The sequence below is a fragment of the Neobacillus sp. PS3-40 genome, assembly GCF_030915485.1.
Lineage (GTDB): Bacteria > Bacillota > Bacilli > Bacillales > Cytobacillaceae > JAUZPL01.
Window position 1 is genome coordinate 4,165,617 of record NZ_CP133266.1, and the last position, 21,379, is coordinate 4,186,995.

General features: G+C 33.0%; 29 protein-coding genes. 25 read left to right on the top strand and 4 right to left on the bottom strand.

All coding sequences use genetic code 11. The features are described 5' to 3' along the window. Window positions 1–129 precede the first annotated feature (129 nt). The 11 genes from RCG20_RS20250 to RCG20_RS20300 all read left to right on the top strand — a co-directional run bounded on the left by RCG20_RS20250 (window position 130) and on the right by RCG20_RS20300 (window position 7,085). The gene (locus tag RCG20_RS20250; RefSeq protein ID WP_308181938.1) at window positions 130–753 is read left to right on the top strand and encodes a DUF4355 domain-containing protein; all 624 of its coding nucleotides are present in this window, start codon (window positions 130–132) and stop codon (window positions 751–753) included. 101 nt (window positions 754–854) lie between these two features. Beyond that, window positions 855–1,682, top strand: coding sequence for a phage major capsid protein (locus RCG20_RS20255; RefSeq protein WP_308181940.1), 828 nt, complete (start codon window positions 855–857; stop codon window positions 1,680–1,682). A gap of 61 nt (window positions 1,683–1,743) precedes the next feature. After that, on the top strand, window positions 1,744–1,899 hold the full coding sequence (locus tag RCG20_RS20260) for a hypothetical protein (RefSeq protein WP_308181941.1): 156 nt from the start codon (window positions 1,744–1,746) through the stop codon (window positions 1,897–1,899). 8 nt (window positions 1,900–1,907) lie between these two features. After that, a complete protein-coding gene (locus RCG20_RS20265; RefSeq protein ID WP_308181942.1) occupies window positions 1,908–2,213 on the top strand; it encodes a phage head-tail connector protein in 306 nt (101 codons plus the stop codon). Continuing rightward, window positions 2,210–2,527 (top strand): hypothetical protein, encoded by a 318-nt coding sequence (locus tag RCG20_RS20270; RefSeq protein WP_308181943.1) that lies wholly within the window; start codon window positions 2,210–2,212, stop codon window positions 2,525–2,527. Before RCG20_RS20265 ends, RCG20_RS20270 begins: the two co-directional genes overlap by 4 nt. Further along, window positions 2,527–2,934: an HK97-gp10 family putative phage morphogenesis protein gene (locus RCG20_RS20275; protein ID WP_308181944.1), complete on the top strand. Its 408-nt coding sequence runs from the start codon at window positions 2,527–2,529 to the stop codon at window positions 2,932–2,934. Before RCG20_RS20270 ends, RCG20_RS20275 begins: the two co-directional genes overlap by 1 nt. Then, window positions 2,927–3,313: a hypothetical protein gene (locus RCG20_RS20280; protein WP_308181945.1), complete on the top strand. Its 387-nt coding sequence runs from the start codon at window positions 2,927–2,929 to the stop codon at window positions 3,311–3,313. Before RCG20_RS20275 ends, RCG20_RS20280 begins: the two co-directional genes overlap by 8 nt. A gap of 19 nt (window positions 3,314–3,332) precedes the next feature. Beyond that, window positions 3,333–4,142: a choice-of-anchor Z repeating domain-containing protein gene (locus RCG20_RS20285; protein WP_308181946.1), complete on the top strand. Its 810-nt coding sequence runs from the start codon at window positions 3,333–3,335 to the stop codon at window positions 4,140–4,142. A 68-nt stretch (window positions 4,143–4,210) separates the two neighbouring features. Beyond that, entirely contained in the window at window positions 4,211–4,549 is a 339-nt protein-coding gene (locus RCG20_RS20290; protein ID WP_308181947.1) for a hypothetical protein, read from the top strand. A gap of 77 nt (window positions 4,550–4,626) precedes the next feature. After that, window positions 4,627–4,821 carry a hypothetical protein gene (locus RCG20_RS20295; RefSeq protein WP_308181948.1) on the top strand — a complete coding sequence of 65 codons (195 nt, stop codon included), beginning with the start codon at window positions 4,627–4,629 and terminating at the stop codon, window positions 4,819–4,821. Continuing rightward, window positions 4,821–7,085 (top strand): phage tail tape measure protein, encoded by a 2,265-nt coding sequence (locus RCG20_RS20300; RefSeq protein ID WP_308181949.1) that lies wholly within the window; start codon window positions 4,821–4,823, stop codon window positions 7,083–7,085. The genes RCG20_RS20295 and RCG20_RS20300 overlap by 1 nt, the downstream gene beginning before the upstream one ends. Window positions 7,086–7,253: 168 nt before the next feature. On the opposite strand, the gene RCG20_RS20305 is transcribed toward RCG20_RS20300, so the two are convergent. Then, window positions 7,254–7,406: a hypothetical protein gene (locus RCG20_RS20305; protein ID WP_308181950.1), complete on the bottom strand. Its 153-nt coding sequence runs from the start codon at window positions 7,404–7,406 to the stop codon at window positions 7,254–7,256. Between the two features lie 138 nt (window positions 7,407–7,544). Here RCG20_RS20305 and RCG20_RS20310 point away from each other — a divergent pair, with 138 nt between their 5' ends. Beyond that, window positions 7,545–8,654, top strand: coding sequence for a hypothetical protein (locus RCG20_RS20310; RefSeq protein ID WP_308181951.1), 1,110 nt, complete (start codon window positions 7,545–7,547; stop codon window positions 8,652–8,654). Window positions 8,655–8,686: 32 nt separating this feature from the next. Here RCG20_RS20310 and RCG20_RS20315 read toward each other — a convergent pair whose 3' ends face one another. Further along, window positions 8,687–8,911: a hypothetical protein gene (locus RCG20_RS20315; RefSeq protein ID WP_308181952.1), complete on the bottom strand. Its 225-nt coding sequence runs from the start codon at window positions 8,909–8,911 to the stop codon at window positions 8,687–8,689. A 193-nt stretch (window positions 8,912–9,104) separates the two neighbouring features. After that, complete coding sequence (locus tag RCG20_RS20320) at window positions 9,105–9,326, bottom strand: helix-turn-helix transcriptional regulator (protein WP_308181953.1); 222 nt, start codon at window positions 9,324–9,326, stop codon at window positions 9,105–9,107. Between the two features lie 187 nt (window positions 9,327–9,513). On the opposite strand from RCG20_RS20320, the gene RCG20_RS20325 reads away from it, so the two are divergent. The 11 genes from RCG20_RS20325 to RCG20_RS20375 all read left to right on the top strand — a co-directional run bounded on the left by RCG20_RS20325 (window position 9,514) and on the right by RCG20_RS20375 (window position 17,903). After that, a complete protein-coding gene (locus RCG20_RS20325) occupies window positions 9,514–9,780 on the top strand; it encodes a hypothetical protein (protein WP_308181954.1) in 267 nt (88 codons plus the stop codon). A 151-nt stretch (window positions 9,781–9,931) separates the two neighbouring features. After that, window positions 9,932–10,303 carry a glycosyltransferase gene (locus tag RCG20_RS20330; RefSeq protein WP_308181955.1) on the top strand — a complete coding sequence of 124 codons (372 nt, stop codon included), beginning with the start codon at window positions 9,932–9,934 and terminating at the stop codon, window positions 10,301–10,303. 129 nt (window positions 10,304–10,432) lie between these two features. After that, window positions 10,433–11,104, top strand: a complete 672-nt coding sequence (locus tag RCG20_RS20335; protein ID WP_308181956.1) for a M23 family metallopeptidase — start codon at window positions 10,433–10,435, stop codon at window positions 11,102–11,104. Then, entirely contained in the window at window positions 11,083–13,767 is a 2,685-nt protein-coding gene (locus tag RCG20_RS20340) for a type IV secretory system conjugative DNA transfer family protein (RefSeq protein ID WP_308181957.1), read from the top strand. Before RCG20_RS20335 ends, RCG20_RS20340 begins: the two co-directional genes overlap by 22 nt. Before the next feature lie 85 nt (window positions 13,768–13,852). Beyond that, complete coding sequence (locus RCG20_RS20345; RefSeq protein ID WP_308181959.1) at window positions 13,853–14,206, top strand: hypothetical protein; 354 nt, start codon at window positions 13,853–13,855, stop codon at window positions 14,204–14,206. Window positions 14,207–14,493: 287 nt separating this feature from the next. Continuing rightward, window positions 14,494–14,619 carry a hypothetical protein gene (locus RCG20_RS20350; RefSeq protein WP_308181960.1) on the top strand — a complete coding sequence of 42 codons (126 nt, stop codon included), beginning with the start codon at window positions 14,494–14,496 and terminating at the stop codon, window positions 14,617–14,619. A gap of 34 nt (window positions 14,620–14,653) precedes the next feature. Next, complete coding sequence (locus tag RCG20_RS20355; protein ID WP_308181961.1) at window positions 14,654–14,839, top strand: helix-turn-helix domain-containing protein; 186 nt, start codon at window positions 14,654–14,656, stop codon at window positions 14,837–14,839. A 190-nt stretch (window positions 14,840–15,029) separates the two neighbouring features. After that, window positions 15,030–15,221 (top strand): helix-turn-helix domain-containing protein, encoded by a 192-nt coding sequence (locus tag RCG20_RS20360; protein ID WP_308181962.1) that lies wholly within the window; start codon window positions 15,030–15,032, stop codon window positions 15,219–15,221. A 337-nt stretch (window positions 15,222–15,558) separates the two neighbouring features. Next, window positions 15,559–17,355, top strand: coding sequence for a recombinase family protein (locus tag RCG20_RS20365; RefSeq protein ID WP_308181963.1), 1,797 nt, complete (start codon window positions 15,559–15,561; stop codon window positions 17,353–17,355). Next, window positions 17,352–17,498: a YvrJ family protein gene (locus RCG20_RS20370; RefSeq protein ID WP_308181964.1), complete on the top strand. Its 147-nt coding sequence runs from the start codon at window positions 17,352–17,354 to the stop codon at window positions 17,496–17,498. The genes RCG20_RS20365 and RCG20_RS20370 overlap by 4 nt, the downstream gene beginning before the upstream one ends. 204 nt (window positions 17,499–17,702) lie before the next feature. Then, entirely contained in the window at window positions 17,703–17,903 is a 201-nt protein-coding gene (locus RCG20_RS20375; RefSeq protein WP_308181965.1) for a cold-shock protein, read from the top strand. A gap of 139 nt (window positions 17,904–18,042) precedes the next feature. Here RCG20_RS20375 and RCG20_RS21800 read toward each other — a convergent pair whose 3' ends face one another. Continuing rightward, window positions 18,043–18,744 carry a CotG/ExsB N-terminal domain-containing protein gene (locus RCG20_RS21800; RefSeq protein WP_374120489.1) on the bottom strand — a complete coding sequence of 234 codons (702 nt, stop codon included), beginning with the start codon at window positions 18,742–18,744 and terminating at the stop codon, window positions 18,043–18,045. A 351-nt stretch (window positions 18,745–19,095) separates the two neighbouring features. On the opposite strand from RCG20_RS21800, the gene RCG20_RS20380 reads away from it, so the two are divergent. Both RCG20_RS20380 and RCG20_RS20385 read left to right on the top strand, forming a co-directional pair. Continuing rightward, a complete protein-coding gene (locus tag RCG20_RS20380; RefSeq protein WP_308181966.1) occupies window positions 19,096–20,187 on the top strand; it encodes a CotH kinase family protein in 1,092 nt (363 codons plus the stop codon). A 128-nt stretch (window positions 20,188–20,315) separates the two neighbouring features. Further along, window positions 20,316–21,347 carry a spore coat protein CotH gene (locus RCG20_RS20385; RefSeq protein ID WP_308181967.1) on the top strand — a complete coding sequence of 344 codons (1,032 nt, stop codon included), beginning with the start codon at window positions 20,316–20,318 and terminating at the stop codon, window positions 21,345–21,347. The last annotated feature ends 32 nt before the right edge of the window (window positions 21,348–21,379 follow it).

Consider the following 21,379-nt stretch of genomic DNA (forward strand, 5'->3'; position numbering starts at 1 on the left):
CGAGTTCCATTTGGAAACTGGCTTTTTATATCGTCTTTTTATTTTCAAATTGCAGACGTAAAAGAACAATGTGAAAAAACAAATCACACACATTAAGGCTCGTACTTGATGGGTAATGGAGGCTATATAATGGAATTAAATTTAGAGCAAGTACAATCGTATCTAGAAACAAATAAGGAAAATGATGATGTGAAAACTTATCTCGGAAAACTTTCTACACCAAATACAGATGGGGTAAAAGGGTTCTTGGAAAGTAATGAAGATGGGAAAAAATTATTTCAATCATTGTCGGATTCAAAAGTAACTCAAGGTATTGATTCATTCAAAAAGAATAATCTTCAGAAGTTACTTGATGATGAAATCAAAAAAAGGTTTCCTGAAAAAGATGAAAAGGATATTCAATTGGAGAATATCAAAGCTGAGTTAGCAAAGATTCAATCTGAAAAAGTGAGAGAATCATTGACAAATAAAGCTATGAAAATAGCTAATGAGCAGAAACTTCCACTTGATTTAGTTGAATACTTTATTGGTGAAGATGAGGATAAAACAACTTCCAATCTTACAAAATTAAAAAGTGTATTTGAAAATCATATTCAATCAATGGTTGAAGAAAAATTAAAAGAATCTGGTACTAATCTAAAAGATGGTACCAAGAAGACTGTTTTAACTCTTGAATCAATTAAGGCAATGTCTGAAGAAGATATGCTTAAAAATTGGGATTCTGTTCAAGAATTCTTGAAAAACAATAAGTAGTTTTTTAGACGTACAAATTGTATGTCTTTTTATTTTGTCTTTCGGGCTAGACACAAAAGAAGCACTATACATAAATTAGAAAAGGTTAAGGTGATTTTATAATGTCAGTACAAAATTTCATTCCTACAGTTTGGTCAGCAAAATTAAACGAGTCTTTAAAGAAATCTCTAGTATTTGGTAATGTTGTTAATTCAGATTATCAGGGAGATGTAAAATTCGGTAACACTGTAAAAATTAACACAATTGGTGCAATTACAATCGGTGATTATGATAAGTCTACTGGAACTGGTGATCCTCAAGAACTTAATTCTTCTCAAACCACATTATTAATTGACCAACAAAAGTTCTTTAATTTTAAAGTGGAAGATATTGATAAAGCACAAAGTAACGTAGGTCTTCTCTCGGGTGCAATGGTTGAAGCAGGTTTTGGTTTAGCTGATGAGGCTGATCAGTATATTGCTAATTTTTATACTGAAGTAGTAGCAGGAAATACAATTGGTAGTGATGCTACTCCAGTCGTGCCTACAAAAGATAATGCATATGATTATTTAGTTGATTTAGGCGTTAAACTTTCTGAAGCCAATGCTCCAAAATCCGACCGTTTTGTTGTTGTTCCTGAATTTTATTACGGACTACTTCAAAAGGATGCTCGTTTTACTAAAGATCCAGCAGTTCTTGCAACTGGATATATCGGTAATGTTAATGGAATGACTGTTTATACTTCTAATAATGTTGCTAATACAGCAGGTGCAAAATATAAAATTATGGCTGGTCATAAATCAGCGATTTCTTTTGCTTCTCAAATTGATTCTGTTGAAGCATACCGTCCTGAAAAATCTTTTTCTGATGCAATGAAAGGTCTTCAAGTTTACGGTGCTAAAGTCATTAAGCCTTCAGCATTGGCAGTCCTAACAGTAAATAAAGCTTAAATATATTGAAGGGGGGTTCATTCCTCCCTTTTTAGTTTAAATAAGGTTGGTGATTAATTAAATGTTTGTATTGAATAAAAAAACTGGTCTTACATGGGATGTAGAAGGTGAACTTCTAGAAAGATTGCTCAAATTAGATGACTATGAAAAAGTCAAAATAAAAGATCAATTAGAAAAGCCAAATCAATCGCCTAAAAAGACTGTTAAGAAAAAGTAGGTGAGTAAATGGATTATTTAACAAATGTAAAAATTCTACTCGAAATTGACGAATTGGATATTGAAAAAGATGGTTTATTAAACTTGTTTATTTTTAGAGCAATAGATTACACATTAGATTACTGTAAAATTAACGAGATTCCAACAAGCCTAAGTTCTGCTATTGAAGAAATGGCGGTGTTTCAGTATCGGCAAAGAGGAATTGAAAATGTTCAGTCTGAAAGTAAGGGAAGTTTAAGTGAATCCTATTTCAATGAATATTCACCGAGTATTATCAATAGGTTAAGGTCAAACCGAAGGGTTGTTATCCTATGAGATTGACAAAAACCCTTTACATATTGGAAAAGATTCTTAGTACAACTCCAAGAGGTACCGATGAATACGGTAGAGCAGAATATGAAAATGTCCCAATATATACAGCCTTTCAGGGTGAAGTAGAGCCATTTAGTAACCGATTAGCAGAAACTAATTATGGTTTATTTGTTGATTGTACTAATCGTCTTTTCTGTGAGCCAAATGCAAAAATTAAAGTGAAATCACTAATTGAATATAATGGTCAAGAATTCGAAATTATCGAATGTATGGAATATGACAATCATTCTGAAGTCCTTATGAAGAAGGTGACATGATGAGTCGTTTTCAAGATGCCATTGAGGATATGAAGAGAAAAAGGCAACAAACTTTAGAGGAAATTGCTACTTTTGTGGAAGCCGAAGCAAAGCAACGTGCTCCTGTTTTAACGGGTGATTTGCGTAGAAAAATTACTCATGTTACAGAGCATACTGACGATGTTAGCCGTGCAAAGGTAGGGACAAATTTAGAGTATGCTCAAGCAGTTGAGGAAGGCTCTAAACCTCATAAGATTCACGGTAAAGATGGTAAGCCATTGAGATTTAAAATTGACGGACATTGGGTAACTGTGGATGAAGTCAATCATCCTGGGACAAAAGCTCAACCATTTTTAATTCCAGCAATTACAGAAAATACGGGAGAAATTCAAGCTAGGATTCAAAGGGGGATGAGTGTAAATGATTAAATCTATCCTTAATTATCTTTTATCAGATACAGAATTATTAAATTTAATTGCTTATACTGATCAAAATAAACGTATCAATCCCTATGAACCTTTTGATAAAGAAGATTATCCATACATTGTGTATGAGGTTTCCCCATTTTTAGCGAGCGAGGGAACAACTCAATATCGTTGTGATATTCGAGTAACCACTCAAAATGTATTGTTGTTGGAGTCTATATCAAATAGGCTTCTTTTTTTATTTCATAAGAAAAAAACAGGTGTGAAAATTAATGATACAACCATCTATTCATCAAAACATGCTGGTGGGAGTGGAATTGTTTTTTATCCTGATTTTAAAATTTTCGAACAAACATTGACTTTTAATATAAAAGCAATTTAGAAAGGGTGTTATTAATAATATGACAGTAGCAGAAGATAATTATTTGTTAGGTAGTGGAGATTTATATATTGGTGTAGTTTCACCAACAGCAACAGAGGAAGAAATTACAGCAGCAATCAAAAATGTGGGAGCAATTAGCGGAGGAGCAGTTCTATCTTATAAGCCAAGCTTCTATGAAATTAAAGCAGCCAATAGAGGGACAATTGCCAGCATGAAGACTGATGAGGAAGTTACTTTTAAAAGTGGAGTTTTGACTTGGAATCTAGAAAACATTGAAAAACTAAGTGCGGCTTATTATTCTGAAGATACAACTAATGGTACCAGACGTGTAGGAGTAGGTGGAATGAAGAATGTTCCAGTAAACTATCTTCGATTTGTACATACAAAACCGGATGGTCTTACATTAACGGTAAATGTATTTAAAGCACAAGCACAATCTGGTTTTGAATTAACATTCGATAAAGAAAAAGAAACTGTTATTGACGCAGAGTTTAAGGCACTTGCCGTAACAAACAAGAATGACGGTAACTTAGTAGAAATTATTGAGCAAGTAGGTGTCCAACCAATACCGACAGTTTTAGCAATTAGTCCTACAACTATGACTGTAGCATCATTACCTGCAATGGTTAAAGTAACTGGTACTAACTTCAATCCTGATAGTATCGTTTTTGCTGAACAATTTGATGGTGCACATGACCTTAAAACTTTCTATGATAGTCCAACTACTTTGTATGCAGAAGTTAAGGGATTAAGTGCGTCTAGCTATTCTATTAATGTTAAAAATGGAACTCAGGTTACAGCGACAAGTAAGAGTTTAGTAATTTCATAATTTGAAAAGGGAAGGTATATCCTTCCTTTTTATAATTTATCAGAAAAATATAATGAGGTGAAAAAATAATGGCTGAAATTATTGATTTAGATTTATTAGTGTCCGAACCAATCTCGTTTAAAATTGCAGGGGAAATTTATGAAATTCCGTCTTCCCTTACGACTGAAACTGTAATCAACTTAATGAATGTTGAACAACAAATTAAAAAAACAAAGGATATAGAAAAAATTCTAGGTCTTCAAGATAAAATGGTACTCATATTGTTTTCTCAATTAAATGATGTTAATGAAAATTGGGTAAGTAAGTTAAGTCAAACTCAAAAGAGTGCTATTGTCCAACACTATAAAACTCGTATGAATGAAATTAATTCAAACCCAAACTCCTCCTCCCTTCCCTCCCAAGAATAGAACAAGGGAAGGGTGATTTTAAACAGGAAGATGTTCAAATATTACCAAATATCGCATATTTGAATAGAAAAACAGGCATGGGATTTGAGCAATTAATGAAATTGCCTTATCCCATTTTTTTATCTTTTTTAAAAGAAAATCGACTTATGGATTTAAGAGAATCAGAAGACGGGCGTGAGTATTTAGCAAAAATTGATCGTCTAAATGTAACTACTCCAGATTTCAGCAAATTAAGCAAGTTAAGTGGTTTTAAAAAGGCAGGTGAGAATTAATGAGTGAAAGTGCATTTGATTTAGGCTCATATGGAGCTGACCTAGTGTTAGATTCCTCTCAGTTTGAAACAAGTATGTCTAACGCAGAGTCACAACTTACCAACCATGAAGGCAAAACAAAAGGATGGGCTAAGAACATCGGAATGATTGCAACAGGAGCCGTAGCAGGTTTAGGTGTGGCATTGGCAGGTGCAGCAGTTGCAGGAGTAAAGATGGCAGATGATTTAAATAAAGCATTAAATGGTTTGCAGGCTAGTACAGGAAGTACCGATGAAGAAATGAAAGGCATGGGAGATAGCCTTAAAAATATATACAATAACAATTTTGGAGAATCCTTTGATGATATTGCTCAGTCAATGGCATTGGTTAAGCAAAATACAGGATTAGCTGGAAAAGAGTTAGAGAGTGCAACTCAGAATGCTTTAATGCTTAGAGATACCTTTGATATGGATGTAGCAGGTTCGACCAACGCAGCCAATTCAATGATGAAACAATTTGGTATATCTTCAAAGGAAGCATTCAATCTAATTGCCCAAGGTGCACAAAATGGAGCGAATAAAAACGGAGATTTGATTGATTCTCTTAATGAATATTCTCCTCAATTTAAGGCGATGGGATTCTCAGCAGAACAGTTTACAAACGTATTAATTGACGGTGCTAAGAATGGTCAATTCAGTATTGATAAAGTTGGCGATGCGATGAAGGAATTTAATATTCGTTCAAAGGATCTTTCTACTACTTCATTGGATGCTTTCAAATCCTTAGGGATGAATGGCGAAAAAATGTCTGCTAGTTTTGCAAAAGGTGGAGAGAGTGCTCAGAAATCATTTAATCAAGTAATGACCTCGTTAAATGGCATAAAAGATCCTGTGGAAAAGAATCGAATTGGAGTTGAACTATTCGGCACCCAATTTGAAGATTTGGAAGCGAAAGGGATTGCAGCTTTAGGGAATATTGGAAACACTGCTTCATTATCCAAAGATGCTTTAGGTGAAATTAACAAAGTTAAATACAGCTCATTTGGCGACGCAATCGAAGGTATAAAAAGAAATCTCCTCACTGGTCTACTTGAACCGATGCAAAAAAATGTTCTTCCAATCCTTTCTGATTTTGCAAATTGGATTTCAGCACATATGCCACAAATAGAAGCTACAATTTCCACTGTCTTTAGTGCGATTGGTACTGTAATTGGAGGCTTTATTAGTGTAGTTAAGGGTATTATTTCAGTTTTTCAAGAAACTGATTCCTCGACAAATTCTTCCTTTTCAAAAGTTAGGGATACCATTTCCACAATCCTCGGAACAATAAAAGGTATTATTTTCGATATAACTTCAGCCATAAAAATACTTTGGCAAAAATATGGTGAGGACATCATGAAATATGCGAAAACAGCATGGGAAAATATATCAACAGTTATTTCAGGTGTGCTTCAAGTGATCCGTGGAATTGTTCAGGTTGTCACAGGATTGCTCACAGGAGATTGGGATAAAGCGTGGAAAGGAATAAAGAATATTGTTTTGGGTGTCCTTACAGCTATTAAGGGTTTATTAGACCAATACCTGAATATGTATAAGGCTGTGGTAAATACAGTAATGACAGTTATTTCTAATATTTTCAAGACTATTTGGGAAGGCATTAAATCGACTGTTACGAAAGTTGCTTCGGATATTTATTCGGGTGTAAAGGGTAAATTTGAAACTTTGAGTTCATCTATATCTTCTATTTTCAGTAGCATTTGGTCTACAGCTAAGACTATTTTTGGGAAAATTAAGGATGCCATAACATCACCAATAGAGACAGCAAAAAGTACCGTTTTAGGTTTAATTGATAAAATTAAGGGAGCATTCAATTTTACCTGGTCTTTGCCTAAACTAAAACTTCCCCATGTTAGCGTTGATATGAAGAAGAATTCTCTAGGTATTCCATATCCTGACTTTGATATATCGTGGTATAAGACAGGTTCTTATTTTAACAAACCTTCAATTGTAGGTCTTGGTGAATCTGGCGGTGAGGTAATATTACCCGTGGAAAATGAAAATTATATGGCTCCGTTTGCTGACGCTGTTTATGATAGGCTGGCTACTAATTTATTAAAGCGTGCATCAAATAATAATGTCTCAGCTTCCACTCAAACCATTAATTTAAATCCTAATTTCAAGTTTGAAGTTACTGATAATAGTGGTTCATTTGATGCGAGAAAAATAACAAAAATGGTTACCGATGAAATGATGAATATGATGAAACCATACGGTTTTATTAGATAAATAAACAAATATAAGGCTAAAATCAATTGAATCCTAATGGGTTCGTGTTAATTGATTTTAGCCTTTTTTTTCATTTTAGGATGAATCGTAAGGGGATAGAATTCAAACGATTATTTCACGTTAATTTTACGTTTAAAATCAATTCTAATTATTAATTTAAGCTACTATTTATTTAAACAATTTCCCCAAAAGCCTACCTGATAATTTACCAGCAATTCTTCTTTCTACTCTTTTACCAACTTTCCCTTTTTTGATTGCATTAACATCTCCTAAAATTTTTGCGGTTCCGTATAGTAAACTTCTAAACTTATTTATGGACATTTTGACAATCCTCCTTTATCCATTTATTGCTAATTATATCATGAAAAATTACAATTAAATGACTAATCCCAAAATTTATACTTATTAGGAAATATATCCATTATACTAAAGTTAGATTTTGGGAGGAGGGAATACATATTGAAAAAGTTTAGTGTTTTTGTTTTATCTATCATTTTACTTCTAGGATTAATATTACCAGTTACCCCAGTTAATGCAGCTAGTAGTCCTTATTGTGATCAATATAAAGGTGTTAAGAAAATTTGGTGGAATGGAATGGATCTAAGGTCTGGTCAAATAGGTAGATTGATCGTATTAAAAAATACCCCATTATATAAATTTTCCGGAACTGCAAAGGTTATTGCTCGGTATTTAAAGCCAGGTGAGTTTTATCGAATTTATGCTTTTAAACCTGGAAGTTTAAGTGTTGGTGGAGGATTGTTTGTAGATAGAGATTATGTGAAATATGAAACTCCGAGTAAGAACAAAATTGATGCTGTCAAATGTATTAATGGTACCTATTTAGAGAGTCCACCAGTTGTTGTGGTTCCTACGCCAACACCTAAAGAACCAAAGTATCCTGTAGATATAAAAACGCCTGAATTAAAAGACCTTTACGATAAAGTAATGAATTTAAACACGAAGGTTTCGTCAGGCAAATATAAAACATATTCTGAATTATTTGATGAGTATCAAGAAATTGATAAGATTATAATGTCAGCCCCATATAATATACCTTCTGGTAGCATATTAATCCCTTTTTATAATGTAATGGATTTTAAATACAGAGTAAGGAATCCCAAAATTATTGTCACCTTTAGTAATAATGAAAAATTTATTTTAGATACGTTTCTTTCGACTATACGGTTCACCGACAATAAGTATTATTTTCAGTTTAACTATCTTGAACAAATTTATAAGATTTTATCAGATTCATACTATATTAATTATAATTCTAATTATCCAGCAGGCATTTTAGGGAATATTCACGGTAATGGTGCTGTTCCTACACAAAAAGTTTTTCTAAATCCTAGTGATATAAATTCTAAGTATTACTTTGAATATACTTTCCAGTTTAAAGACAATAAAGATAAAAAAATTGTTAGTTACAGAGATAGGTACAGTGATTACCTATATCCACCAATAACAATTGAGGAACTTATTGATGGTTTAGGTGTAAAGGCAGAAGTTACTGTATCAGATACTAACATTTTTGAAATTAAATTATTGGATAAGTTACCAAATAAATAGTATTAATCTATATTTTAAAATAAAGCCCCTTCTCAATCGAGAGGGGCTTTATTACTGATCAACCATCCATCACCCATTTTAAGTACCCTACACCCTGGATTTGCTTTCTCTAGTTTTTTTCGTATCTTTTTATCTTCAATTTCTTGTTTAACCTCCGCACGATTTATCCTATCCATCGTTTCCTCAATTGTATCTCCAGCTTCGATTAATCCTAAATCTGGCAACAATATAAAAGTGATTTTATCCCCAATTTTCATACAACAATTCTCCTCCCTTTTATTACGATTACATTACAAATGGTTATGTATAAGCATTATTCTTAATGTGGTGGCATATGCTTATTAGCAAAAGCAAAGCGTGCTAAAAGCTTCCATGGAGCTTCTACATACATTTTCAATAATTAAATAGAACTCGAAATTTTAAGCCTTTCAGCCATGCTGGAGGGCTTTTTTACTTTTCATCAATACATACCCAAATTTCATCTAATTGTTTATTTAGTTCCTTGCAGATTTTATAAGTAATTACAAAAGAGGGTAAAGATTTTCCATTAACTAATGCACTTAAAGCAGCTTTGCTTATTCCAATTTTTTCAGCAAAATCTCCCATCTTAAATTTAGGATTTTTTTGTTTTTCTTCAGCAAAGATAATTCTCAAACGACATTCAAATTTCATTTTTATCACCAATTTACTAATTCTCGATATAGATTTCATTTCCTTTTTTAAAAAATAAAGTTCACTTTATTTTTTTAAAGTGGACAAGATATTTTTTAAAAATTAGTTCATAAGTATATATCAAGTAAGTAAGAAACACATCTTATCTACTTCATATCCCCAATAATTCAGAAGGTGGTGAGAATTAATGCCGATTGTGAAACCTGCTTTATGTTTGAACACTGATGATCCTGAACAAAAAGAACTTTATGACTTCATTACATTGTTGCCAAATGGGAAGAAACGGAATGCAAGTTCTTTTCTTCGAACACTTGTTGACCGTGAATATCAAAAGAGAAGGTTTGAATATTTAGCTGAAAAGGAAAAATTTATACAAGAAAAAAAGACGCAGGAAGCGTCTTCTGATGAAGTGATTAAATCAAACGGTGGTATTAAATATATACCTAAAAAATGAATTAACCAGCCAAAACATTCACCAAAATACCAATTGCCCCACCTATCATTGCTCCAATTAGAAATGTCATGAACAGTCACCTCTTTAAAAAGGATTTAGTTTTATTTTTCCCTTTGATTTTAAAATTATTCAATTCGGAAGGAGTTACATCATGAATACACAAACACTTGATTTTAAATCATTTGTACGAAATGAAAAATATCCGACTAAAGAATTATTAACATTATTAGAAGATAAAAATTTACTAAAAGTTGTTAAAGTGGGAGCAGGATTGATGTTGGTTTTAATTCCAAAAACCGCATTTGCAGCTACAAAAGCTACAGCAGATCAAACTTTTGGTGATATATGGGACGCAGTGATGAACATTGTTGATTGGATAGTGGTGGGAGTTTTAGTATTTGCAGGAGTTGCATGGATGTTTGGACATCGAACTAAGGCACTAGAATTATTGATTGGCGGAAGTGCAGGATATATTTTGGCTCGACACGCAATTGACATTCGAGACTTTCTCAAAAAGTTATAGGAGGTTTAAAGATGGGAACTAAAACAATCATAATGCTTTGTTTAGTGGGTTATCGTCTTTATTCACATAGAAATAAACCGATTAAGCCAGTTAATTTTAATGCATTCCTTCAGAAAGGAGGAAAAGTTCATGAAATTTCAATTATCAGGTGAATATGGGGAATTAGCAGAGGTTCGAAATAATATTCCTCATCATGGTTTGGATTTTGCAATGAGACAGGGAACTGAACTTCATAGCGTAATGAACGGAACTGTTGAAAAGGTTGTTAATTTTGGCACACATGACTTGGGAAAAGGTGTCTTTGTTCGGAATGAGGACGGTACTTTATCAATATATGGGCATTTGTCTCAAATTAAAGTTAAGTTAGGTGAACATTTACATGCAGGAGAGTCAATCGGATTAAGCGGAAATACAGGAAATTCAACAGGGGCACATTTGCACTATGGAATGAGAGATGCTAGTGGTCACTGGATTGATCCAACTCCAATTGCAGATAAAGTTGCAAATATGCAGGGTAGCGGTTTTCATCCAGTTCAATTTTTAACTAATCAATGGAATCATTTGGGGGATAAAGTTATTGGTGCTGAAAAAGATTTTATATTTCATCCATTACAAGATTTTTTAAAGGATTCATTAATTTCTTTAGGTCATACACTAACAGACTTAATGCCAGAAATAGGTTGTGCTATCACTTTTGCATCAGCAATCGCAATTATGTTTACAGGTAACTTCCCAAAATTTATCACACGTTGGGGATTTGGAATGATGGGAGTGATATCATGGATAATCTTAGGAAAATAGAGTCCATTAAGCTATCGAAGTATTTCGCATATCAAAAAAATAAAATGATTACTTATCGAATAATCCCTCATATTTCCGTGACTAATAATCAAAACTCAAAAATGTGGAGAGTCTTACACAAAATGTATGAAATTTACGATAAAATTCCTTCTAGGTTAAGTAGAAATGGATTTAAATTCACATTTCGGGAAAAGGATTCTATATGGTTTGATGTGATATTTCGACAAGAAAATAATGAGAAAAAGATTGAATTTTATGTTAGCACATCTGAATTGTGGGGTAAAAAATTCAAAGAGATCCTCGAAAATTATATGAAGGTTACAATAGAAGAAGTTGAAACAAAAGCAATAGAAATTCCTGATAGTAAAAATACAGTCCTTCAAGAAATTCGCCTATCTCGACACGACATTTTCTCACTAGGAGTCAAAGCCTCAGAACAAACTACTCCAATAGCCTCTTTATTAACCGCACTAGATGATATTTCAATGGATGGTGACTTTGCTCGTTTATCTATATATACTGAAACTTTTGACCGTAAAAAATGGGCACAGAATGGTCATTGGGCTCATGAAAAAATACAAAAGGGGAAAGTACCTGTTCGTGCCAGAATCACCCCTAGCAAGGTTCAAAAGGCTTTAAAAACAGGTATTTCCACAATTGCAAATGAAGTGTATGACGTTTTGAATGACATTATGGATGCAATCTCCAATACATTCTTCAAGAGTGAAAAAGGCTTTGAAAAGAAAAAGATTATTGATAAAAAACACGCATTAATTGAAGAATTAAATTCAAGTACAGTTACTCAAAAATCAACTGAAAAGTTAAATCAGCCTGTTTTCAAAACGTTTATTCGTGTAGCAGCCGTAACGGATAATAAATTAAGAGGGGATCTTATTGCTAATACCATAAGTAGTGCCTTTTCTGAAATAGCCGGTGATAATGAACTTTTACCATTTAAAATACGCTTGAAATCCCGTAAACGTGAAGTAATAAATGAATTGAATACTTTACATTTATCTAAAAACACTAAAGCGGATGGTGATGTTTCATTATTAAGCTGTGATGAAATAGCAAAGGTAGCCATTCAAATGCCAACATCCATAATCCAGCAACGATATGAAAATGAATTAGCAGTAAATAAGAAAGTAGAAACGGATATTTCCCCAATTTTCATTCATAAAGAAAAGAAACCTGGTGTAAGAATCGGGGATATTATAATCAATATCGGTAGCAATAATATTAAATTTAATGACAAAATCTTAAAAATACATGAATTAAAAAGTAATAGCATTTTAGTTGGTCATTCGGAATTTAAAGGTAAGGAGTATCCTATTGGAATTCCATTAAGTAACCCTGAGGAAACATACAAAGGTTATGTAGCAACTGGTGGGATGGGTAGCGGTAAGGATACTTTTATTCAAAATTTCGTTACAGAGGCAGCGATAAATCACAATATTAGCTTCGTGGTGATTGATCAAGTAAATAAAGAAGGCTTACAGGGAATGGCAAATGGTATTCGTGACAGCCTTCCACCTGAAAAGGTCATAGATATCGACTTATCTGACGAAAACTATTTACCTCCATTAGACTTGACCGAGGTCATGGAAAAGTTAGGACGTAAAGGGGCAGACAGATTCGCTAACGAATTGATTGACTTCTTTCAAGATTTAGAAGGAATGGGTCAAAGTAGAAAAATATTAAGAACATTTGCTCAAGCATCAAATGGAAGTTTATACAATATAAAAAGGTTACTTGAAGAGGAGTCGTTTAGAAAAGAAACAGCACAAAGGTTAAGGAACGAAGGTAAAAGGAGAGTTGCTGAAGAAATCGAAAAATTTATTAGCGAAAACGAATTAGTGGAAAAGAGAAATACAAAAGGGGAAGTTACTTCATCGGATTGGAAATGTACTAAGGATGGTCAAAAGTCATTAGACGGAAAAGCAAGTGCAATATTTAACCGTTTGGATGAGTTCATGGGTGACTCAACATTATTTGAAATCTTTGCCCAACCGCCAAAAGCTGAAATGAATCTTGAACAATGGATGAGGGAGGGAAAAGTAATTATTTTCAGAGTACCAGATAGAATATTGTCCACTGTTGCAGTCAGGACACTGGTTCATTGGATTACTTTAAAAGTTTTAATGACTCGAATGTTAATGACAGTAAAATCACAAGGGAACGGAGCATTTATTATTTTTAATGAACCTCAAACGTATTTAAGCGAAAATAAAGGGCTTGCTAAGTTATTATCACGAATTGCAGTTCAGGGTAGAAAAGAGCGTTTAGGAAGTATCTTTGCGTGTCACCATTTAGGGCAAATTAAAGAGATTTCAGAGGACTTAATCAGTGGAGGGGTAAACTGGTTATTGTTTAAAAACGACAACGAAAACACGTTTAAATCGCTTGAAACACAGTTGCAACCTATAACTGTTGAAACAGCTTTAAATATCCCTAATACGAAAACAACCAGACATGCAATTTGCATAATGAATTTCGGAGGAGAAAGAAAGCCTGCTTTCATGGTTAGAATGCTGAAACCGTCATATGAGCGATATAAACCATACGATAATTCATTCTTAACCAAACGACATTCAAGATTGTTTGGAAGGCATTTTGATGAAATTGAAAAAATAATTGATGAACAGGAAATAAAGAGTGGCTGAAATTAGTCGCTCTTTATTTGTTTAATTTGTTAATTTTTTCTAAAATCACACATAAAGTATATTGATTAAAGAAGGAGGGGGAATATTGGAAAATTCTATTGGTAAATCACTGAGAAATATAGGCTCATTTACAATATTTATTGGTATTATAATTGGATTTTTCAAGGGTTTTGACAATTCTGATTTATATGAGACAACTATGCACTGGTCGATTGTTTTTCTTTGGTCAGCAATTGGATTTGTTTCAGGAATGTTATTTATTGGCTTTTCAGAAGTTCTATATTTACTTCAGGGTATATACATAAATTTAGAAAAAAAGGAAATAGAGAGTAAATTAGATGTCCCTTTGAATGAAATTAATGAAGATTGTGAAGATAATGAAAAACCTAGGGCAGATGTTTATAATTCCATAATGGAAAATAAAAATGAAGATGATTGATACAAATTGAAAGAGTGGCTGAGAAGTCGCTCTTTCAATTTGTTTATATATACTTATTTTTGATTAACAGAAAATTTTGACACTTTGTTACTATATAAGTATAATGACAAAGGATATTAAGATGAAGGAGAGGAAAGTACTGAAAATTAATAAAACAAAACCAATACAACCAAAAATTAAAATTAGAAATGAAATATTTTTAGGGGAATTTAAAATCGAAGATTATCTACAGAAAGAAGTGTCCTTACTTTTAGAGAAATTTAGGAATGAATGACGAGGTGAAAAAGATGGCATCAACTAAAAAGCCAACGAAATCAAAGGTGCACATAGTAGATAGAGTATTTTTAGATAAAATTAAACTTGAAGATTACTTTCGAAAGGAAGCAGATTTGTTATTAGAAAAATATAAGTAGAATAAGAAAGATTAAGGTTATGAGGTTGGTCACATTGAATGAAAAAATAACTCTAGATGTTAAAGATATTATGAAATTAACGGGGATTGGAAGAGACAGTGCCTACGATTTAATGAAAAGCGGAGAATTTGCAGTTAAAACAATTGGTAAGAAATATTTAGTCCATAAAGAAGTATTTGAAATCTGGTTAAAGGGAGAAAAAGGTAAAAAAAGATGGTAACAAATAATAAGGTGAAAAAAGAGGATTATAAAGTAATACATACTTATAATTCTGCTTCTGATGCTCCATGTTTAGAGGATATTATTGAAAGTGAAGAATTTGTAAAAATGTTGTATGGGTTAGTTATAAAGTATTCTAAAGTTTAAAAATTTGTATGTTATTAAATAGAATTTTGGAGGCAACTTTAGGTGTGACTACTGAAAAAAAAGTTATGTTAAACGTTAATGACGTAATGGATATGATGGGAATTTGCAGACAAAAAGCATATGAGATTTTTAATTGTGGAGAGTTTCATGTAGTAAAAACTGGTAGGAAATATATGGTTCATAAAGAAGTGTTTGATGCATGGTTAAAGGGAGAAAAAGTAAAAAAAAGATGGTAATAAATGAGGTGGGGAAATGAAAAAACAAATAGAAATAATTGAAATAGACATTAATGAATTTACTGGAATTGAAATTGCTAAATATCTCCTTTCAATTGGAACATATGCAGAAAAGAAAAAACTATAGTATAGCCTTCATTGAGCATGAAAAAGGAAGAAGATTTATCGGTCTTTTTGAAGGTCTACCGAGAATACTTTGAAAAATTGTAAATGAGATGAAGAGTGGCTGAAATTGGTCACTCTTTTTTTGACTAAATTTTACCTATTATACTTGTCTAAACAATGATAATGTCATACAATTAATATAATAACAGTTTTCAGTGTAAGAGGTGTGATAATGGATAAAGTAAAAGTCGCAGCATATTGTCGTGTCAGTACCAACAGTAAAGATCAAACTCATAGTTTTGAGGCTCAAAAAGAATATTTTGAGGAAATAGCAAAAAAAAGTGAAAAGTATGATTTAGTTCAAATTTATGCTGACAAAGGATTAAGTGGAGTTAGTTTCAAAAAAAGGGATCAATTTCTACAAATGATCCATGATGCAGGTATAGACGTAGTTAAAGGGGTAAAAAGTTATGAATTTTTGACTGACAATGGACGAGAGCCAAAGTTTTCTAAAATTCTTATAAAGGACATCTCAAGGTTCTCCAGGAACATGACTATAATTCCGTTGTATAGAGCTTTAATTGAAAAAAATGTTTCACTAGAATTAACGAACATGGGGCAAGAATTTAAGTCTGAATCCGATGAATTTAACTTAAATATGCTTTTAAATTTTGCCCAAATGGAGTCAGTGGATCGCAGCAAAAAAATTAGATGGGGATTAAATGAATCTGCGAAAAAGGGTATTGTAAAAATGGCACAACCATTATACGGATATCATTATGATCCAGAGACAAAAGAGGTCAGCATTGTTGAAGAAGAAGCTAGAACAGTAAAGTTAATATTTGATATGTATGTCAATCAAAACCTTGGTGTTAGAAGAATCAATAAATATTTTGAAGCGAATAATTTTAAAACGAGAGATGGAAATAATTTTGGCTATTCAACGCTACAAAGAATGATAACAAATCAAAAATATTGTGGTGACTTAATATACCTTAAATACGATTCTGGAACTGTTTTGAATAAAAATTCCACTTATAAAGTAAGACCAGAAGAAGAGTGGGAAATTCATTATGACAAAATACCTGCAATTATTTCGAGAGAGATATTTGAAAAGGCACAAGAATTAAGAAAAGCTAGACAAACCTCACTCAGAGGCAAAAAGAATGCCCATACAGAATACTCCAAGTTATTAGTTTGTGGGAATTGTGGGGCTTACTATGGGCGAAATAAAGCCAATGGGAAATACTTGATGAATTGTATGACCAAAAAAAGATTCGGTGTAAAAAGATGTGATTATCCCAATATAAAAGTTGAGGATTTAGATGATTTTATCAATACCTTATATGAAGGCAACTTTTACAACTATATAGTATCAATGAAGAATTTAAAAGTTGATAAATTATTGAAACTTAAAGAGGAGTTAATTAGTAAAAAACATGCAGAAACTCCGGCAGAATATTATTTGAAAAAAGAAGAATTGGTAAAAACACAAGAACAAAAACAAAAACTTCTTGATTTATACTTAGATGGTAATTTTGAAAAACAAACTTTGGACTCGAAAGCTGAGGAAATAAATAATAAAATTTCCACTCTTGAAATAGAATTAAAAAATTTATCATTGCCTGTTGAAGAAATTGAAAAACAAACAAAGGAAATTGATAAAAGGGTTGAAGAACTTGAAGAAATGCAGGTTAAAAAGAATCTGACTAAAGTAGATATCATCAATATGATTGATAGAATAGATATTGAACATTTTTTGGATCAAATAAATTTAGATGTTCATTTTAAAATTAACGAAACAATTAATAAGGTTTTAAATAAATTGAAGCCTAATGAAGATTTAAGCGAAATGCTTGAAGTGCCGTTTTGCTTTTCTGTTCCAGCCGGAAATAATGTACCCGTAAGAGTTCCTAAAAATGTAGTGGTTACAGAAGGAACAGATTTAAGAAAATTTGTAAAAGAGTACCATAAATCTATAAATAAACTCGCAGAAACAGTGAAGGAATATTTTGAAAATAAACATTGACTTTGAACCACATTTCTAGTGAAGTGGGTTTTCCAATCGTTGTGACCTTATATTTGCTTTATCGTATCGAAGCAAAACTCGATTTGGTCGTCCAATCGATTCAAAACCTTCCCGATCGTCTGAAGGAACGAACTCAAGTCTGACGTGTGTCAAATGGTTGTTTTTTATTGACAGTTTATTTCTAAATTGTTAAATTTAAAGAAGCCGTTGCACGTGGTAGATTTATGTAAAATGCTTGTTCAACGATTATTATAAGTTTGGATAAGGTAAAGAAACTAAAACTATGTACGTTGTAATTTGGTTAAATTTACACAGGCTTAAACAAGCCTCTAGGAGGAAGTTTTTACATGAAAAACGGTAAAGTAAAATGGTTTAATTCTGAAAAAGGTTTCGGATTTATCGAAACTGAAGACGGAACTGACGTATTCGTTCATTTTTCCGCAATCCAAACTGAAGGTTTCAAAACTTTAGATGAAGGTCAAGAAGTTTCATTCGAAGTAGTTGAAGGAGCTCGTGGACCACAAGCTGCTAATGTAACTAAAAGATAATTGTGAACAAAATGATAAACAGTCCGGACCTTGTTCCGGACTGTTTTTTTAATTTGATAATTAAATTTAACAAAGCTTAAATAATATGAAAACTCTCCGTTTTAAGCACTAAAATTTGATTATCACTTGCCTTTTTTACTTAATCATTACTTAATCTTAACTCCCACATATTCCCGTTTCTCCAGTACCTTCTTTCGCGATTAAAGACTTGAGTTCTAACCCTTCGTCTAGAAGACCGTCTGCTTGAAGAGCGCCTACGGGAAGAACGCCGTCTAGAAGACCGTCTACTTGAAGAGCGCCGCCGAGAAGATCGTCTGCTTGAAGAGCGCCTACTGGAGGACCGCCGCCGAGAAGACTGTCTGCTTGAAGAGCGCCTACTGGAGGACCGCCGTCTAGAAGACCGTCTACTTGAAGAGCGCCTACTGGAGGACCGCCGTCTAGAAGATCGTCTGCTTGAAGAGCGCCTACTAGAGGAGCATCGCCTAGAAGATCGTCTGCTTGAAGAGCGCCTACTGGAGGAGCACCGCCTAGAAGATCGTCTGCTTGAAGAGCGCCTACTAGAGGACCGCCTACTAGAGGACCGCCGCCTAGAAGAACAACGAGTAGTTGAGCGCTGTCTAGAAGTTCTGCGTCTTGATGTTTGCCGTCTAGAAGTACGACGAGTAGTTGAACGCTGTTTAGAAGAGCGCCGTCTAGAAGTACGACGAGTAGTTGACCGTCTGCTAGAAGAACTCCGATTTAATGATCCTAACCCTGGATCGCGAAACATAAAATCACCAAAACCAGCTGTTTTCACTTCTTCAACAGCATTTTGAATATCTTTTTGGGAATATTTCCCCATTTCAATAAACCTCCTTTACTTACTTTAGGAATGAAAATGACCAGTTGGATTTATTTTCTATCACTCCATTACCTACTATTACTTTATTCAAAATCGTCCACTTGGCATGGGTGAAAGGCATAATTTATCGAAAAGAAAATTTTAAAAACGTGTTATCCATTTTTCCATTCCCAAACAACATAATGTTGCAATACACCATTTAATAGGAAGATTCATATAATTTAAGGTATTAAACTAATAGGATAAGGCAGCTTAAGTTGAAATTTATTTTTTTACCATGAATATGTTGATTAATTTCACCAATCATCCACAACTGTTTTTTTCTAAAATCAGCAGAAGGGAGCATTAGAAATGGCTGAAAATAATAAACTAGAAACCCTTCAACTATATATACATCCCAATAATCTTAGAGAACTAAAAAGTGATATTTGGTGTGAAGATCCTGTCCCTGCCCAATTAAAAATATCAGGGAAAAAATTAGAGGTTGATGTAAATTATCGGGGATCACACATTAGAAATTATCGAAAAAAATCTTACGAAATATCATTCTTCAAACCAACTAAATATAAAGGTTCAAAAATTATTCATTTAAACGCAGAATATAGGGACCCTTCATTACTCAGAAATAAACTCTCATTTGATTTTTTCTCGGAAATAGGAAATCTTTCTCCATACTCTAGGCATGTGCTTCTGAATTTAAACGGAAAAACAGAAGGGGTTTACCTTGAAATTGAATCTGTTGATGAACAATTTATTGAGCGAAGAAAGCTCCCTAATGGTGCTATTTTTTATGCAGTGGATGGAGATGCAAACTTTTCATTAATAAGTGACCTTGACAAAGAAACCAAAAAATCACTTGAACTGGGGTATGAAAGGAAATATGGTACAGCGAATGATGATATCTTTTTGCAGGAGCTGATATTTAAAATAAATACGATACCTAGAGCTGACTTTGAAAAGGAAATTCCCAACTATCTAAATGTAGAGCAGTATTTTCGTTGGATGGCGGGGGTGATTCTAACCCAAAATTATGATGGTTTTGTTCATAACTATTCTTTGTACAGAAATAGTGTGACAAGGCAATTCGAAATAATTCCCTGGGATTATGATGCAACATGGGGTCGGGATGTTAATGGAAAAGTAATGGAGGAAAACTATGTTCCAATCCAAGGATACAATACACTTACAGCACGTCTATTGGATGTAGCTAATTTCCGAAAGATATACAAGGAATTGCTCTGTAAGATTATGGATCATCAATTTACCGTCGAGTATATGCAGCCAAAGATAGAAAGTATGCATCAATTAGTAAGACCCTATGTCCTTTTAGATCCCTATAAAAAGGAGAAAATCGATCAGTTTGATATAGAGCCAAGTAATATTTGCTCATTTATTGAGAGTAGAAAACGTTTTTTGAAAGGATCGTTATATAAATTAGATTAATAATGGAGTAGGCAATAGCTGAATTTTAAATAATTAGGCATTTAACCTAGGTCAGTGTCCATACGAGATACGTATATATGCATTATAGATCACCATTAAATGGAAGAAGAGAGTAGGAGGATAAAAAGATGGAACAGTCATATCACTCATTCCTTATGGCTTTAAAAGGAAAAACAGTGACTATTTATAAAGCAGGCCCAGAATCAAAAAAAGGGAAAATCTTAGATGTAAAGCCAGATTATATCGCTCTACACGCTGAAAATAATAATAACAATAACAATGATCAATCCAAAAAAGATAACAATGATAATCAAAATGACCAGAATACAGTTGTCTATTATCAGGTACAACATATTAAAAGCGTGATAGAAGACACTAAAACAAACTCAATGCAGATTATGGAGGAACAAGCAGAGGTAGAATACTTCAGATCAGAAAATTTTATTAGCTTGATGGAACAATTTGTGGATCAAACCATTCAAATTAACCAAGGTGGTCCTCAATCTAAGCATGGAATACTAGTAGCTGTATTTGGAGATTTTCTAGTCCTCTATACAGATGATGATGGACTTGTTTATTTCAATATCGAACATGTAAAAAGTGTTAGTAAGTTTAACGAAAATAAACAGAATGATGAAAATGCCACTAATATACCAGAACTGCAAATACCAGAGTGTGTTTGTGTAGATTTATTTCAAGATGTTTTCAAGTATTTCTCACATCAATGGGTATCCATTAACCGTGGCGGCCCGGACGCAATGGAGGGAGTATTAGTAGAAAATGTCGGAGGACATTATACACTTGTTAACAACCAAGAAGTAATGAGGATCCATCCTTTCCATATTCAAAGTATAAGCGTTGGACCTAAAGGACATTTAAAACAAAATAATAACGAAAACAATAACGAAAATAATGACGAAAACAAAAATCAAGAACAGAATGAAGAATCATCAAATGAGTGTTCGAGTTCATCAAATGAAAGTTCGAGTTCATCAGATGAAAGCTCAAGTTCATCAAATGAAAGTTCTAGCTCGTCAAATGGAAAACGCTCATCAGGTAAAAGAAGATCGAGCCGTAAATCAAGTAGAAGACGCAGCAACCGCCATCGTTCTTGTCGTGAAAATATTGTTAAATCCATTGATTATACCTGGAAATATTAATCAATAAAGATGAATGCATTATTAATAAATAC

What these genes read in the sequence shown, in the direction of transcription:
- RCG20_RS20330 (WP_308181955.1), top strand. Translation starts at nt 9,932, where the DNA reads ATGAATACACAAACACTTGATTTTAAATCATTTGTACGAAATGAAAAA.
- RCG20_RS20285 (WP_308181946.1), top strand. Translation starts at nt 3,333, where the DNA reads ATGACAGTAGCAGAAGATAATTATTTGTTAGGTAGTGGAGATTTATAT.
- RCG20_RS20265 (WP_308181942.1), top strand. Translation starts at nt 1,908, where the DNA reads ATGGATTATTTAACAAATGTAAAAATTCTACTCGAAATTGACGAATTG.
- RCG20_RS20270 (WP_308181943.1), top strand. Translation starts at nt 2,210, where the DNA reads ATGAGATTGACAAAAACCCTTTACATATTGGAAAAGATTCTTAGTACA.
- RCG20_RS20255 (WP_308181940.1), top strand. Translation starts at nt 855, where the DNA reads ATGTCAGTACAAAATTTCATTCCTACAGTTTGGTCAGCAAAATTAAAC.
- RCG20_RS20365 (WP_308181963.1), top strand. Translation starts at nt 15,559, where the DNA reads ATGGATAAAGTAAAAGTCGCAGCATATTGTCGTGTCAGTACCAACAGT.
- RCG20_RS20280 (WP_308181945.1), top strand. Translation starts at nt 2,927, where the DNA reads ATGATTAAATCTATCCTTAATTATCTTTTATCAGATACAGAATTATTA.
- RCG20_RS20315 (WP_308181952.1), bottom strand. Translation starts at nt 8,911, where the DNA reads ATGAAAATTGGGGATAAAATCACTTTTATATTGTTGCCAGATTTAGGA.
- RCG20_RS20325 (WP_308181954.1), top strand. Translation starts at nt 9,514, where the DNA reads ATGCCGATTGTGAAACCTGCTTTATGTTTGAACACTGATGATCCTGAA.
- RCG20_RS20290 (WP_308181947.1), top strand. Translation starts at nt 4,211, where the DNA reads ATGGCTGAAATTATTGATTTAGATTTATTAGTGTCCGAACCAATCTCG.
- RCG20_RS20335 (WP_308181956.1), top strand. Translation starts at nt 10,433, where the DNA reads ATGAAATTTCAATTATCAGGTGAATATGGGGAATTAGCAGAGGTTCGA.
- RCG20_RS20320 (WP_308181953.1), bottom strand. Translation starts at nt 9,326, where the DNA reads ATGAAATTTGAATGTCGTTTGAGAATTATCTTTGCTGAAGAAAAACAA.
- RCG20_RS20275 (WP_308181944.1), top strand. Translation starts at nt 2,527, where the DNA reads ATGAGTCGTTTTCAAGATGCCATTGAGGATATGAAGAGAAAAAGGCAA.
- RCG20_RS20350 (WP_308181960.1), top strand. Translation starts at nt 14,494, where the DNA reads ATGGCATCAACTAAAAAGCCAACGAAATCAAAGGTGCACATAGTAGAT.
- RCG20_RS20260 (WP_308181941.1), top strand. Translation starts at nt 1,744, where the DNA reads ATGTTTGTATTGAATAAAAAAACTGGTCTTACATGGGATGTAGAAGGT.
- RCG20_RS20380 (WP_308181966.1), top strand. Translation starts at nt 19,096, where the DNA reads ATGGCTGAAAATAATAAACTAGAAACCCTTCAACTATATATACATCCC.
- RCG20_RS20375 (WP_308181965.1), top strand. Translation starts at nt 17,703, where the DNA reads ATGAAAAACGGTAAAGTAAAATGGTTTAATTCTGAAAAAGGTTTCGGA.
- RCG20_RS20295 (WP_308181948.1), top strand. Translation starts at nt 4,627, where the DNA reads ATGGGATTTGAGCAATTAATGAAATTGCCTTATCCCATTTTTTTATCT.
- RCG20_RS20250 (WP_308181938.1), top strand. Translation starts at nt 130, where the DNA reads ATGGAATTAAATTTAGAGCAAGTACAATCGTATCTAGAAACAAATAAG.
- RCG20_RS21800 (WP_374120489.1), bottom strand. Translation starts at nt 18,744, where the DNA reads ATGGGGAAATATTCCCAAAAAGATATTCAAAATGCTGTTGAAGAAGTG.
- RCG20_RS20385 (WP_308181967.1), top strand. Translation starts at nt 20,316, where the DNA reads ATGGAACAGTCATATCACTCATTCCTTATGGCTTTAAAAGGAAAAACA.
- RCG20_RS20340 (WP_308181957.1), top strand. Translation starts at nt 11,083, where the DNA reads ATGGATAATCTTAGGAAAATAGAGTCCATTAAGCTATCGAAGTATTTC.
- RCG20_RS20300 (WP_308181949.1), top strand. Translation starts at nt 4,821, where the DNA reads ATGAGTGAAAGTGCATTTGATTTAGGCTCATATGGAGCTGACCTAGTG.
- RCG20_RS20305 (WP_308181950.1), bottom strand. Translation starts at nt 7,406, where the DNA reads ATGTCCATAAATAAGTTTAGAAGTTTACTATACGGAACCGCAAAAATT.